Below are 12496 nucleotides of genomic sequence, written 5' to 3' on the forward strand. Positions count from 1 at the left end.
TTTACCCCTGGCGTTGGCTGGGCGCTGGTGCTGGCGCCACCGGGTCGCCGTGCCGGCCACGGTCGGGCTGGCGCTGTTCTGGCACCGGTTCGGCCCCCTCGGCCTGCTGTGCCTGCTCGTCGGCCTGGTGCTCGTCGCCGTGGCGTGGCGTCGGCTGCACGCTCGTTCGTTCCAGTGGCTGGCCCGGTGGGTCTGGGGCCGTGCCCGGCTGGCGTTCGTGTACCGGTGGCGGTGGCGGCCGGCGATGGTGCACACCGACCTGGCGATCCGCATGCCGGCGTCCACCGGAGACGAGGTGACCTTTGACGAGTACTTCCCCCGGATCCGCGGGATCCGCTCGACTCGGGCCGTGGACGTCCTGCGGGTAGAACTGCTGCCCGGTCAGACCCCGGAGCAGTGGGCGGAGCAGGCCGAATCGCTGCGGCACGTGTTCCGGGCTCGGCGCTGCCAGGTCCAGGCGGAGCAGCACCGGTTCATCCGGCTGTACTTCCACCGGCGGGACACCCTGACCACCCCGGTTACCCCTGCTGACCTCGACACGCCGCGTCCCGACGGCTCGGACGGCGGCCGATCGGAGGATGCCGGGACTGTGCCTGACCTGCTCGTCGCGGGCCTAGGCGCGGTCCCGGTCGGCCGGCAGGAAGACGGAGAACCGTGGACGCTGCCCGTCCGCGGCACGCATCTGCTCGTCGCTGGTGCCACCGGGGCCGGTAAGGGCTCGGTGCTGTGGTCGATCATCCGCGGTCTCGGCCCGGCGGTGCGGGCGGGGCTCGTGGAGCTGTGGGTATGCGACCCCAAGGGCGGCATGGAACTCGCCTTCGGAGAACCGCTGTTCGCCCGGTTCGCCACCACCACGGAGACGATCGCTGACCTGCTCGACGACGCGGTGGGCGTGATGCAGGAACGCACGGAACGGCTGCGGGGCCGAACCCGGCTGCACACCCCGACGACCAGCGAGCCGCTGATCGTCATCGTGGTCGACGAAATCGCCTCGTTGACCGCCTACGTCACGGATCGGGACGTCAAGAAGCGGATCGGCGCGGCGCTCCCGCTGCTACTCTCCCAGGGCCGGGCACCCGGGGTCGTGGTCCTGGCGGCGGTCCAGGACCCGCGCAAGGAAGTGCTTCCGTTCCGGGATCTGTTCCCGGTCCGGGTCGCGCTGCGGATGACCGAACCGGAACAGGCGGATCTCGTGCTCGGCTCCGGCGCCCGGGACCGTGGGGCGCGGGCGGACGAGATCCCGGTCTCGCTGCCCGGTGTCGGCTATGTGCTGCATGAGGGACAGCCCGAACCGGTCCGGGTCCGGGCTGCCTTCGTCAACGACGCCGAGATCAACCGGACGGTGATCTCCTACCGGCGCTCCGCAGACGGCGGCTGGGTTCCCGACCTGAACCCCCACCAGAACGGCGACAGCCTGGCCGATCCCGGCGATCTGTTCGACCTCGGGGAGGTTGCGTGACCCCAACCTCCCCGACCACCCTCGACGCTCCCGGCCGTGACGATCGTGATGATCGCCCCGGTTCCCGGGCCGCGCGGATGCGTCTGCCGCTGGCCCGCCAGGTCGTCGAAGCCGTCGCTCTGGAGAACGGGGTGTGTGTGCGGCCGATGGCGATGCGGCGGACGAACCTCCACACCGGTGAAACAGAGATCGTCCCGGTGCCGTGCGGCGCCACCCTGGCGAGCAAGTGCCCGTCGTGTGCGGAGCGGGCGCGGCGGCTGCGGATGGCGCAGTGCAAGGCGGGGTGGCATCTGGAGGACGAACCGGTTCCCGACCCGGATCCTCCGTCCGACGATGCGAAGGTTCTTGCCGGTTTCCGCGCGGACCTGGAGGCGTTCCGCCGCGATGCCGACCGTGCCGGGGACGCGGCCGGCGTGGCCGAGATCGACGAACTCATCGGCCAAGTAGACGAGGAACTCAATGCACTGGGCGGGCGGGGGCGGGCGCCTCCGGAGGATCGGGAGCGTCCTCGACGGGTCCGCTCGACCCGCCGTCGGCAGGACGCACCAGACCTGCCCCGGCTGCCCGTCGACCGGCGGACCGTCGGGCGGACGTACGAGGCGGCGGACGGGACGGTGTGGCGGCCGTCGATGTTCCTGACGCTGACCTGCGACACCTACGGGCGGGTGACCTCCGACGGCACCCCGGTCGATCCGGACTCCTACGACTACCAGCGGGCGGCGCGGGACGCGATCCACTTCCCGAAGCTGATCGACCGGTTCTGGCAGAACCTCCGCCGAGCCGTGGGCTGGGATGTGCAGTACTTCGCCGCGCTCGAACCGCAACGGCGGCTCGCCCCGCACCTGCACGCGGCGATCCGGGGCACGATCCCGAGGGTGGTGCTGCGTCAGGTGGCGGCGGCGAGCTATCAGCAGGTGTGGTGGCCGTCGTGTGACCGGCCGGCCTACGGCGACGACCGACCACCGGTGTGGGACGAGGCGGCCGGCGGCTACCGTGACCCGGCCACCGGCGCGCCGCTGCCGACATGGGACGAGGCACTCGACGCGATCGGCGAGAACGACGAACCCGCGCACGTCGTCCGCTTCGGTCCCCAACTCCGGGCAGACGGAGTGACGGCGAACTCGGCGCACACCGGCCGGATGATCGGCTACCTGACCAAGTACCTCGTGAAAAGCCTCGACGCCTGCCACGCTGCCACGACCGACGCTCAGCGGCGCCACGTCGAACGGCTCGCGGACGCGCTGCGGTACGAACCGTGCTCGTCCACCTGCGGGAACTGGCTGCGCTACGGCGTCCAGCCGCGCAACCCGAAACCGGGCCTCGTCCCGGGCCGGTGTCGGGGGAAGGCGCACCGGCGGGAGACCCTCGGGTTCGGCGGCCGGCGGGTGCTCGTCTCGCGGCGTTGGTCCGGCAAGACGCTGGCCGATCATCGGACCGATCGGCTCGCCTGGGTCCAGGCGCAGCTCGAATCGCTCGGGCAGACCGGAAGCGGTCCGGTCGGCGAGCATGATCCGGCCCGGACGATATGGACGCTGCTCCGTCCCGGCGATCCGGACGCACCTCGACGCGAACACCTGCTTCTCCAGGCAGTCGCGCAACGCCACGCCTGGCGTGCCCAACTCGACCGGGATCGGCGTCCGGCCTCCGGCGGGCTTCCGGCAACCGGCCCACCGGTGACCGCGAACGCTGCCTGATCCGCCGTCGCGATGGTCCGGAAGGTATGGATGACCAAGCTGTTGCTCACCCCGGCTGAGGCCGCGGAGATCCTCGCGGTCGGCCGGAGCACCGTGTATGAACTGCTCGCCGCGGGCGACCTGGAATCGGTGCGGATCGGCCGGTCACGGCGCATCCCGCGGGCGGCGCTCGATGCGTTCGTCCGGCGGCTGCGGGGCCTCGACGAGGGGCAGGCTGCCTGACCGATGCCCGTGCCAGGTCGGGGGGTGGCTGCGTCCCCGAGAGTGGTTGCCGTCAGCTACTCAGGGGGTCGTAGTCGCCTGCGAGCCACCGGAGGAATCGTCGGGGGCGGTCCACGTACGTCTGAATCGTGCTCGGCGTCCGTCCGCTGGACACGAGTATCTGTTCATAGCGATCAAGCGCCTGGTGCAGGTCATCCAACGTCCACTGATCCGTCCGGCCCTGGCCCTTGGCTGGTCGTGGCGCCTGGCGCGCGGCGTGCCATCGCTCGATGTCCTCGGCGTTCCAGACCTTCCCCATGCTCAGAACGGCCACCGGATCGGGGAAGGCCGGATCGTCGCGGAGGATCTGATGAACCCGCGACGGACTCACGTTCAGCATCTGGGCGATCTCCGCCGCACCCATGAGCTTGATCGTCGACATGGGCACATCATAGCTTGACGAGCCATTACCTCATGCCTACTGTAGGCAGTAGCGGTTCCGGTGAGTGCGCCAACACCAACCGGAACCTTGATCCCAATCCTGACTGCACAGGAGTTGAGACCCATGCCCATTTTCTCGTCTGGTGGCTTCGGCGCGTGGCGGACCCCTGGTGATGGCGAGTCCCCTCTGATCGCGATGCGCACCCGGGTTACTGGGGAGCTCGTGCTGACGATCCGTCCCGGGGCCGATGTCGGCGACCTGATGGCGATCCTCGGCACGCTGCCCGCGGATGCGTTCTTCACGGAGCACTTCGGCGACGTGAACGCGGTGCTCGTCTTTCGGCAGGTGCCCGGGGATTCGGCGGCGCTTCCGGCGTCCGTGAACCCCTCGGCGGGGCCGGCGGCGGCAAGGGCTACCCGCCCGTAGCGGCTGTTCTGCCTGCTCCTCCCCCATTTTTCTTCCGTTCTCTGGTGGCGCTTGAAGCTGTCGGGGTGTCGGACGTGTCCAGGGTCGGCCGAAGGCCGATCGCGTAGCGACGCGTAGCGCCCTGGACGCGGGCGGCGCCCCGGCAGACCATCCCCGCGCCAGAGAACGGAACACCCACCTGCACCGGGCGACGCCACCCGCGGCCCGCGTGACTCTTCCCGTTTTTCTTCCGGCAAGAAGCTTTCTTCGCCATGCCCACTGACCACTACGGACACCCGACGATGAGCCTGCAACAGGCTCTCCGGGAACATCTCGACCGTGCCCGCGCGGAACAGGGTCGGCTCTACCCGCAGCCCGAGGGGGAGACCAAGTTCGCCTGCGACATGGGCGACAGCCGCTACGGCTGCGCGTGGTGCGACAACATCGAATGGCCTGACGGAAACCCCCTGGACGCCGACTGATGGCCGAGAAGAAGAACGACCCGGACAACCAGACGGCGGCGGACCAGAAGAAGAGTCGACGCGCGCACGGCGAGGGTGGGCTCTACCAGCGGGCCAGCGACAACCGCTGGGTCGGTGTCGTCGACCTCGGGTGGATCGACGGCAAGCGGCGTCGCCTGACGGTCTACGCCCGGACGCAGAAGGAAGCCCGCGACAAGATGGCGGAGCTGCGCAAAGCGGCCGACAAGGGCCAGGACCTCGCCGCGAAGCCACAGACGGTCGCGCAGTGGATGGCCTACTGGCTTGACGAGATCAAGGCGCACGACGGTACGCGGCCGTCGACGCTGACGCGCTACCGGTACGCGATCGACGGGCACATCGTGCCGGTCCTCGGCAAGGTCAGGCTGGACAAGCTCACCCCAGCTGACGTCCGCCGGCTGCATGCTGCTCGCCGGGACTCGATGAAGCCGGCGAGCCTGGCCAAGGTTCACGCCGTCCTGCGGGCGGTGCTCACCGACGCGGAACGGATGGACCTGGTGAGCCGCAACGTCGCGAAGTCGGTCCAGGCTCCCAAGCTGGGCGACGCGGAACCGCGGGAGCTGACGGTGGAGCAGGCGCGCCGATTCCTCGACGTCGGGGCCGGCGATCGGCTCGAATCGCTGTTCGTGGTCGCGCTGACGATGGGCCTACGCCGTGGCGAACTGCTTGGCCTCCGCTGGGACGATGTCGACCTCGACGCGGGGACGCTGCGCGTCGTCCGCTCGGCGCAGCGCGTTTCCGACACGCTCCGCCTGGTCGAGACGAAGACGCGGGGCTCGCGGCGCCCGGTACCGATTCCGGCAACGACGGTCGAGGCGCTCCGGCGGCACCAGAAGCATCAAGAGCAGGAGTGCGCGGACGCGGATACGGCCTGGAAGGAGAACGGTCTCGTCTTCGCGTCCACGGTCGGCACGCTGATGGAGCCGCGCAACGTGACGCGCCGCGTCCAGCAGCTGCGCGGGCGGGCGAGCCTTCCCACGCTTCGGCTCCACGACTTCCACCACGCCTGCGCAAGCTTTCTCCTGGCAGCCGGCGTCGAACCCCGCACCGTCATGGAGATCCTCGGCCACGCCACCATGCGCATGACCATGGATCGCTACGGTCATGCCCTCCCGGATCGCCTGCGCGCCGCGTCCGACGCGATGGACAAGCTGATGACGGCGTCTGACGATGACGCGGACAGCCAAGGCGGCGAGCCAGACGACCGGCCGGACTCGGGCGACTCCGACGAACGCTCGTAGCGGCTGGGCTACACGGTTGGCTACATAACGATCAAAGAGGGCGTCACTGCCGGTAATACCAACAGGTCAGCCGTGGTGGACCTAACGTGTCACAATAAGAACCGCCTGATCTTGGCCCAGGGACCTGAGATCACCGTCCGACCGGTCCCCACAAGGCTCCCGACCAGGGGCGATGCCCCGTGAGCACCCAGCCGGCAACCTCGCCCATCGAATCGAACACACGTTCCGCACCTCTGGTGGGTCCGGCCGCCCGCTGCGCCACCGAACGAGCCTGCGCTCTCAGATCAGATAGTATGTAATCATGGTCACGGTGACTGCTACCCAGGCGGCACGCAGCTTCGCGAACATCCTCGACGCCGTCGAGCACGGCGAGACAGTGGTCATCACACGCGACGGTGTGCCGGTCGGCCGGCTTGTCCCGGAACGGCAGACGTCGGCGGACCGGTTGAGGGCCGCACTGCGCGACAACCCGGCTGACGTCGGCTTCGCAGACGAGTTGGAGCGGACCCATGCCGAGCTGGACGTGGCATTCGGTAGCGAGGTGCGCGGATGGCGAGACGCGTAATCCTCGACACCGGGGTGCTCATCGCGCTCGAACGGGGCACGCTTGACGTCGACGCGCTCCTCGGGCTCGACGACGCCGCGATCGCCGCGGTGACCGCGATGGAGCTTCTCGTCGGTGTCGAACGTGCGGACGAGGCACGCCGGCAGGCGTGCGCCGTCCGCGTGGAGGCAATTCTGTCGAGTCTCCCGATCGAGCCCTACACGCTCGGTGTCGCGCGGGTGCATGCGCGTCTTGCCGTGGCCGCGATGGCCAGTGGCCGGCCGCGATCAGCATATGACATGGCGATCGCGGCGACCGCGGCCGCCACCAGTCGGGTGCTGCTCACCACCGACACCAGGGCAGGCTTCGACGAACTCGCGGGCGTCCGCTCCGAACTCGTCACGCCGACCGGCCGTTGACGGACACTCAGCCCGTTCACCCGTGGGATGCATTGCCGCCCGCCAGTAAACCCCCCAGAAGGGGGCGAACATGACGGACCAGCTCGTGGACCTGACACACCACAGTAAGAACCACCGCGTCGAACACGCGTTCCGCGGCAAGGCTCGTTGGACGGCGCGGCGTTGGTCGATGTTGGTCTGCCAGACCTCGGCGAGATCGAGCTCGGCCGCCGCCGCGCTGCGGACCACGTCGAGCAGCCCAGCCGCGCGACCGTAGATCTCCACTGCCCCGGCAACCTGCCTGCGGATCTGCTCGCCGGGGTCGGTGGCGGAGAGCGGTAGCCCGCGGCGCGGATCGCGGTGATCACAGCACCTCGGAAGATCGCGAGGGCTGCGGGGGCCCGGCCGGTCCTGCCGGTGGAAGCATCCTCACCGAAAGTGACATCGCGGACGTAATGCTGGCAGCCCTCGAACTGTCAAGCAGGGTGCACCTGTGGTGCTCAACTGTCGGGGGATGGCCGCCCGCGAAGCGGGGGTGGACGCGGGTGGTTCGGCCTCGGATCTTGTTCAGGTAGGCGGCCAGCTCGGTGATCTTGATGGGGTTGGCGTGCAGGATCCAGCGGTGTGGATGGCGGGTCTCCTGGCGTCCGCGGATGCGGCCTTGCTGGCGCCAGCGGTGGATGGTTCCGGTGGTGACGCCGAGGTGGGCGGCTAGATCCGCGAGCCACCACTCGTGTGCGCCGGGTGCCTCGTCGGGGTGGACGGGCAGTGGCCGGTGGTGGTGGGTGATCGGGTGTCCGGCGCGGCGCAGGACCTGGTCGACCAGTCGCCAGCGGATCGGGCCGTCATCGCGGGCGGGGCGGAAACCGTCGGTGTTGAGCTGATCGGCGATCTGGCGAGGATCCAGGCCGCGGCGGGCGAGCTCGATCACGCGGGCGGTGAGCTGGGGGTAGTAGCTGAGGTCTTCGAAGCGTTGGAGGAGGCGGCGGAGCACCCCGGTGGTGGTCATCCCGCCGGCCCAGCAGATGGTGACGTCGACCAGTTCGCTGCGGCCACGGACGGTGACGATGATTTCGTCGATGACGGCGCGGATGATCTGCTTGCGGTCGGCGTTGTCGGTGGTCGGTGCGTTCCAGAGGGTGGGCAGGTCGGCTGCCGCGGCGGCGATGGCCTGCTTGTCAGGGGCGGTCAAGGGCACGGGGGCGGTGTGCTGGAAGCGGTGCCAGTCCTCGGTGAGCTGCCGGTGGTGGGCCAGGGCTTGTTCCCAGTCGGCTTCCAGCTGGCGGACCACCAGGCGGTTCTCGGGCTCGGCCAGCTGATAGCAGCGGCGGGCGTGGTCCACGGCCTGCTGGGCACGTTCCAGCCGCTGGGTCCAGATCTTGTTCAGCGCGGCCCGGTCGGCATGGAGCTGTTCGGCTGCGGCGATGCTGACCTGTGCGGCGGCCGGGGTCAGCGCGGCCAGCAGCCGGGCGGTGATGAAGGTGTCCAGACAGCGGCCGCTGAGGTGCTGACAGTGCGGGCCGCCGTAGTCGGCGCGGGCTCCGGTGCAGTTGTAGCTGGTGCGGGGTTTACCGGCGTCGATGTGATAGGCCACCGTCATCCGGCGGCGGCATCGGCCGCAGCGCAGCAGCCCCGCCAGCAGCGCCGGGCCGTAGCGCACCGCGCCGGGCACGTCGGCGTGTGGCTGGTTCGCGGCCAGGCGGGCTTGGTTGGCCTCGTACTGCGCCACGGTGATGTAGGCGGGCAACGCGTCCTCGATCCAGGCCAGCCACTCGGCGCGCTCCATCCGCCGCAGCCCGGCCTTGGGATGCCCGGGGCGGCGGCGGGAAGGATCGACCCGCCGCCGCCCATACACGTAGACCCCGGCATAGATCGGGCTGCCGAGCATGCAGGTCAGGGTGGCGCGGGCTGGCCGTTTCCACACCAGCTCGCCCCTGTCGGAGCCCGAGCGGGCCCGGATCCCGATCTGGATGCCGTGTTCGACCAGGAAACGCATCACGCCCTGGATCGAACCGAGCTCGGCGAACTTCGCGAAGACCAGAGACGCACCACGGACTGCACCTGCTCATCCGGGTCCAGCACCGCCTCGCCCGACGGACGACGCCAATACCCCACCGGCAGCGCGATGGCCAACTCGCCGCGGCGGGCCTTGTTCACCCGCCCGGCCTGCATCCGCTGATTGATCAGATACAGCTCGGCCTCGGACATCGTCCCTTTCAACCCCAGCAGCAACCGGTCGTTGTACTCGGCCGGGTCGTACACGCCATCGACGTCCGCCAGCAGCGCACCACCGAGCGCGCACAACTCGATCAGCTGGTACCAGTCCTTCCCCGAGCGTGCCAGACGCGACATCTCCGTGCCCAGTACCAGCCCGACGTGCCCCAAAGAGATTTCGGCTACCAGCCGCTGGAACCCCGCCCGGTCGACCGCGCTCGCCCCGGACCTGCCCAGGTCATCGTCGATCACCTGGACCCGCGACGCCGTCCAGCCCAGCGCCACGGCCCGGTCCACCAACGCGTACTGCAACCGCGTCGACTCACCGTGCCCCAGCACCTGCCCGCGGGTGGACTGGCGCACATACACCACCGCCGGCCGGTCGGTATGGCGACAGGTCACCTTGCCGCCCGACCGCTCCCACGGCATCACCGTGGTCACCGGTCACTCTCCGAGCTCGGTGCCGCCGGGGCCTGCTGGTTCGCCGCCTCGCTCCGCGACGGCAGACTCTTGCGAGCGATCAGCGCCAGCCAGTACACCGCCGTCCGGCGATTGGCCACCGGCAGCCCCGTCCACAGACTCGCCACATCCGGCTCTGCCTGGATCTGGGGCGCCCGTCGTCTCCGCCGTCCATGGTGCCCCACCTCCTTGCCGGCCACGGGCCTGCAACCGCTCAACCACCTCGACCAGCCGCAGCAGCCCCTCACGCCCGATTGTCGGCCCCTGATCGGGTTCTTGGCTACTCACAGGTGCAGTCTGATGAACAGATGTCGATGTGCCAGTGCTGGCGGGCGAACAGCGCGAGTAATGCGGCCGGCGCCTGCTCGAAGGTAAGGCTGGTGATCCCGTAGGCGGTCTCGCGGGTCGCCGGCCTGCCTTTCACCCGGCGCCAGCGGTGGATACGGATCGCCTGGGCCGCGTGCGGGAAGTCGAGGTGGGCGACGGTGGCGGCCTTGATACCGCGGGTCTCGTCGCGGCCGTGGCCATAATGGATCAACCAGCCCCCAGCGATCATCGAGACCGAGGAGACGCTACCCACAGACCAAGCCGCCTGATGTCTCACCGGGATTGACAGGCTCCGACCCACCGCCACTACGCAAAGCAGCTGACACCTACCAGAAAGCCGTCGACCAGCTCATCCAGCACGCCGGCCTCGCAGCCTGACCCGCCTACCCAGAACTTGACCCATCCTTCGCGGCTTCGCCCGCCCAAGCCTTCTAGCCTGGCGGGGCGTCCTCGGCCAGGACGTCGAAGCGGGTCGCTCTCGTGGGTGGGCGGAGGAACGGGGTGCGCTGGCGCTGGGACCAGAGGATCGGGGCGCCGGACGTGTCGCGCGCCAACCGGCGGCGGCGGGTCAGCGTGACGCCGATCGACGGGATCGTGGCTGGCTCGATCTCATGGACGGTCTCGCCGCCGGGACCGCGGACGCGCAGTACCTCGGCTGCGGCCGCCGGCAACAGGACCGGGTCGGGACCGGACGGGTCGGCCAGCCGGCGCTGCACGAAGCGGCGCCGGTCGTCGACCTCGTACGGGTGCCAGTGCACGGCCGCGTCCCGCCCGGCGGCGTAAACGTAGGACGCGGGCTCCACGTGCGGCAGCACGGACGCCGGCGGCTGCGCCGGCACCGCGTGGCCGTCGAGCCGCCGCTCGACCGCCCACAGCAGGTTCGCGTACTCGTCCAGGCCCAGCAGTACCTCCTCGACGGGCGTGACCGCCCGCAGCCACACGACCAGTGAGGACGGCGAGAGCCCGGAGGTCCGGAACAGGTACCAGTCTGGCGGCGGCGCCACCGCGTACGAGTCACCGAACGAGTCGGTCACAACCACCGAGGGCAGCGTGAGCACGGACCCGGCGGCCGCATCGACGGGGAACAGGAACCAGTCGTCGCCGTGCGTCGAAATCAGCTCCAGCAGCAGCGTGGTCGCGACGTGGCTGCTGTCCGGCGGGTAGCCGCCGATGTCGACCGCCGCGTCCTCAATCTCCCACCACCGGCTGTTCGGCGCGCCGGGGTAGTGCAACGCCACCGGGTACGCCCGCCGTTCGGCCGCCGCGGCGAGCGACACCGGCCCTGCGCCGGAGCCGGAGAACCAGTCGACCCGCCCGCCTCGGTGCCGCGGCAGCGCGAGCGTCGTGTCCCCTACCGGGAACTCGGCCGTGTAGACCAGCTCCGCCGGGTCCCACCGCAACGGCGGCACACCGGGAATCCCAGCGAAGTCCGTCGCGGTGAGCCCCAGCGGCTCGGGATCCCGCCAGGCGGCGAGCCCGTCGAGCGCACCGGCCAGCCCCTCATACGGCGGCGGCGGATCCACCAGCAGGTAGGCAGGGTCCACAGTAGACGGGTCGAGGTCCAGCGCAGCACCCACTCGCACCCGCCGTCCCAGAGTCCACCAGCTGTCCGTTTCGGACTCGACGAGCGCCTCGGCCGGCACCACCGTCGGGTCGCCGGCCGGGTCGTCCGGCGCGGGCTGCACCGGCGACGACGACGCCGAGAACGTCACGAGCACCGGCGTGGTCGCGTTCTCGCCCTGGTGCTCGCCCATCTGCCACTGCCGGGACAGGAACCACACCGGGTCGTGCACGCCCGCGGCGAAGCCGGCGGCCAGCGAGCGCCGGGTCGGGTCGGGCTCGATCCGGCGGTGGACGTCGTAGCGGTCGGCCATCAGAACGACGTCCCCTCAACCTTGAACCCGGTCTGCCCTGTGCCCTCGAGCAGGACTGTCGGCACCGCAGCCTGCAGCCCGCCGAGGTGCTCGGGCCGCCCGGCCCGCGCGTGCGCGAGCAGCCGGGTGTCCGCGAGCACCGCGACGAGCCCCTCGGTCGTGGCCCCCACCCCGTACGACGCCGAGAGATCGGGCGGCACCGCCAGCAGGATCGCCTGCGGCGGCCTCGCGGCCGGTGCGTTGAACCCGAACGCGGCCGTCGTGGTTTGCCGGGACCGCGGCACCGACTCACTCCAGCTGTCCACGAGCCCGGTTGCCACCAGCACGTCGGGCTGTGCCGACCACACGTCCCCGAGCCCGTATCCGGCGATGAACCGCGGCAGCGCCGCACGCGGATTCCCGCCCGGCGCGGTCCGCGAGGCCCGCAGGTCGGCCAGCGCCGCCGTACGCCAGTGGTCGCCCGGCGCGCTCGAGGTCGGTGCCAGGGACGGTGCATCCCCGACGAGCGCGGCGAGCTGCACGGCCTCCAGCCGGGCGACATGCGGCCGGACCGCCGCGACGACCGGCAGCCACTCCTCGTCGAGTCCCGGGTCGGCGGCGGCGGTCAGCCCGCTGAGCTCACGCAGCGTGCCGAGTGGCACTGCGGACAGCACGGCCAGGTGGCCCTCGGGCGCGGCGAGCTCGGCGATCGCGCGGCCGACCGGCTCCCGCGCGCCGATCGGCGGCGCGGCCTGCAGC

Annotated in this window: 16 protein-coding genes; 9 read left to right on the forward strand and 7 right to left on the reverse strand. The window is 70.6% G+C overall.

The annotated features are described in order from the left end of the window. The first annotated feature begins 7 nt into the window (after nucleotides 1-7). From AC08OU_RS16125 to AC08OU_RS16135, 3 genes are all read left to right on the forward strand, one after another. Nucleotides 8-1459 carry an FtsK/SpoIIIE domain-containing protein gene (locus tag AC08OU_RS16125; protein WP_476605230.1) on the forward strand — a complete coding sequence of 484 codons (1452 nt, stop codon included), beginning with the start codon at nucleotides 8-10 and terminating at the stop codon, nucleotides 1457-1459. Nucleotides 1460-1536: 77 nt separating this feature from the next. Then, entirely contained in the window at nucleotides 1537-3153 is a 1617-nt protein-coding gene (locus AC08OU_RS16130) for a replication initiator (RefSeq protein WP_476600888.1), read from the forward strand. Nucleotides 3154-3183: 30 nt separating this feature from the next. Then, entirely contained in the window at nucleotides 3184-3375 is a 192-nt protein-coding gene (locus AC08OU_RS16135) for a helix-turn-helix domain-containing protein (RefSeq protein ID WP_023839981.1), read from the forward strand. A gap of 52 nt (nucleotides 3376-3427) precedes the next feature. On the opposite strand, the gene AC08OU_RS16140 is transcribed toward AC08OU_RS16135, so the two are convergent. Further along, complete coding sequence (locus tag AC08OU_RS16140; RefSeq protein WP_462188727.1) at nucleotides 3428-3796, reverse strand: helix-turn-helix transcriptional regulator; 369 nt, start codon at nucleotides 3794-3796, stop codon at nucleotides 3428-3430. 123 nt (nucleotides 3797-3919) lie between these two features. On the opposite strand from AC08OU_RS16140, the gene AC08OU_RS16145 reads away from it, so the two are divergent. The 6 genes from AC08OU_RS16145 (at nucleotide 3920) to AC08OU_RS16170 (ending at nucleotide 7226) form a co-directional block, all read left to right on the forward strand. Then, nucleotides 3920-4222 carry a hypothetical protein gene (locus AC08OU_RS16145; RefSeq protein ID WP_462188729.1) on the forward strand — a complete coding sequence of 101 codons (303 nt, stop codon included), beginning with the start codon at nucleotides 3920-3922 and terminating at the stop codon, nucleotides 4220-4222. Between the two features lie 251 nt (nucleotides 4223-4473). Then, nucleotides 4474-4683, forward strand: coding sequence for a hypothetical protein (locus tag AC08OU_RS16150; protein WP_462188731.1), 210 nt, complete (start codon nucleotides 4474-4476; stop codon nucleotides 4681-4683). Then, nucleotides 4683-5942, forward strand: a complete 1260-nt coding sequence (locus tag AC08OU_RS16155) for a tyrosine-type recombinase/integrase (RefSeq protein ID WP_476600883.1) — start codon at nucleotides 4683-4685, stop codon at nucleotides 5940-5942. The genes AC08OU_RS16150 and AC08OU_RS16155 overlap by 1 nt, the downstream gene beginning before the upstream one ends. 301 nt (nucleotides 5943-6243) lie before the next feature. After that, nucleotides 6244-6507 carry a type II toxin-antitoxin system Phd/YefM family antitoxin gene (locus AC08OU_RS16160; protein WP_462203822.1) on the forward strand — a complete coding sequence of 88 codons (264 nt, stop codon included), beginning with the start codon at nucleotides 6244-6246 and terminating at the stop codon, nucleotides 6505-6507. Beyond that, nucleotides 6492-6905, forward strand: coding sequence for a PIN domain-containing protein (locus tag AC08OU_RS16165; RefSeq protein WP_462203821.1), 414 nt, complete (start codon nucleotides 6492-6494; stop codon nucleotides 6903-6905). The genes AC08OU_RS16160 and AC08OU_RS16165 overlap by 16 nt, the downstream gene beginning before the upstream one ends. Before the next feature lie 162 nt (nucleotides 6906-7067). Then, nucleotides 7068-7226 carry a hypothetical protein gene (locus AC08OU_RS16170; protein ID WP_476600879.1) on the forward strand — a complete coding sequence of 53 codons (159 nt, stop codon included), beginning with the start codon at nucleotides 7068-7070 and terminating at the stop codon, nucleotides 7224-7226. Nucleotides 7227-7248: 22 nt separating this feature from the next. Here the strand turns inward: AC08OU_RS16170 and AC08OU_RS16175 are convergent, their stop codons facing one another. The 6 genes from AC08OU_RS16175 to AC08OU_RS16200 all read right to left on the reverse strand — a co-directional run. Continuing rightward, the gene (locus tag AC08OU_RS16175; protein ID WP_476600886.1) at nucleotides 7249-8880 is read right to left on the reverse strand and encodes a recombinase zinc beta ribbon domain-containing protein; all 1632 of its coding nucleotides are present in this window, start codon (nucleotides 8878-8880) and stop codon (nucleotides 7249-7251) included. Then, the gene (locus AC08OU_RS16180) at nucleotides 8880-9539 is read right to left on the reverse strand and encodes a recombinase family protein (protein ID WP_476600877.1); all 660 of its coding nucleotides are present in this window, start codon (nucleotides 9537-9539) and stop codon (nucleotides 8880-8882) included. Before AC08OU_RS16180 ends, AC08OU_RS16175 begins: the two co-directional genes overlap by 1 nt. Beyond that, nucleotides 9536-9658: a hypothetical protein gene (locus AC08OU_RS16185; protein WP_462203391.1), complete on the reverse strand. Its 123-nt coding sequence runs from the start codon at nucleotides 9656-9658 to the stop codon at nucleotides 9536-9538. The genes AC08OU_RS16180 and AC08OU_RS16185 overlap by 4 nt, the downstream gene beginning before the upstream one ends. A 179-nt stretch (nucleotides 9659-9837) precedes the next feature. Continuing rightward, on the reverse strand, nucleotides 9838-10137 hold the full coding sequence (locus tag AC08OU_RS16190; RefSeq protein ID WP_476600874.1) for a hypothetical protein: 300 nt from the start codon (nucleotides 10135-10137) through the stop codon (nucleotides 9838-9840). Nucleotides 10138-10315: 178 nt separating this feature from the next. Further along, entirely contained in the window at nucleotides 10316-11758 is a 1443-nt protein-coding gene (locus AC08OU_RS16195; protein ID WP_476600873.1) for a hypothetical protein, read from the reverse strand. Next, nucleotides 11758-12496, reverse strand: a 739-nt coding sequence (locus AC08OU_RS16200) for a hypothetical protein (RefSeq protein WP_476600871.1), incomplete at its 5' end; no start/stop codon positions are given. The genes AC08OU_RS16195 and AC08OU_RS16200, both read right to left, overlap by 1 nt.

This window comes from Frankia sp. CcMO1 (genome assembly GCF_977945845.1).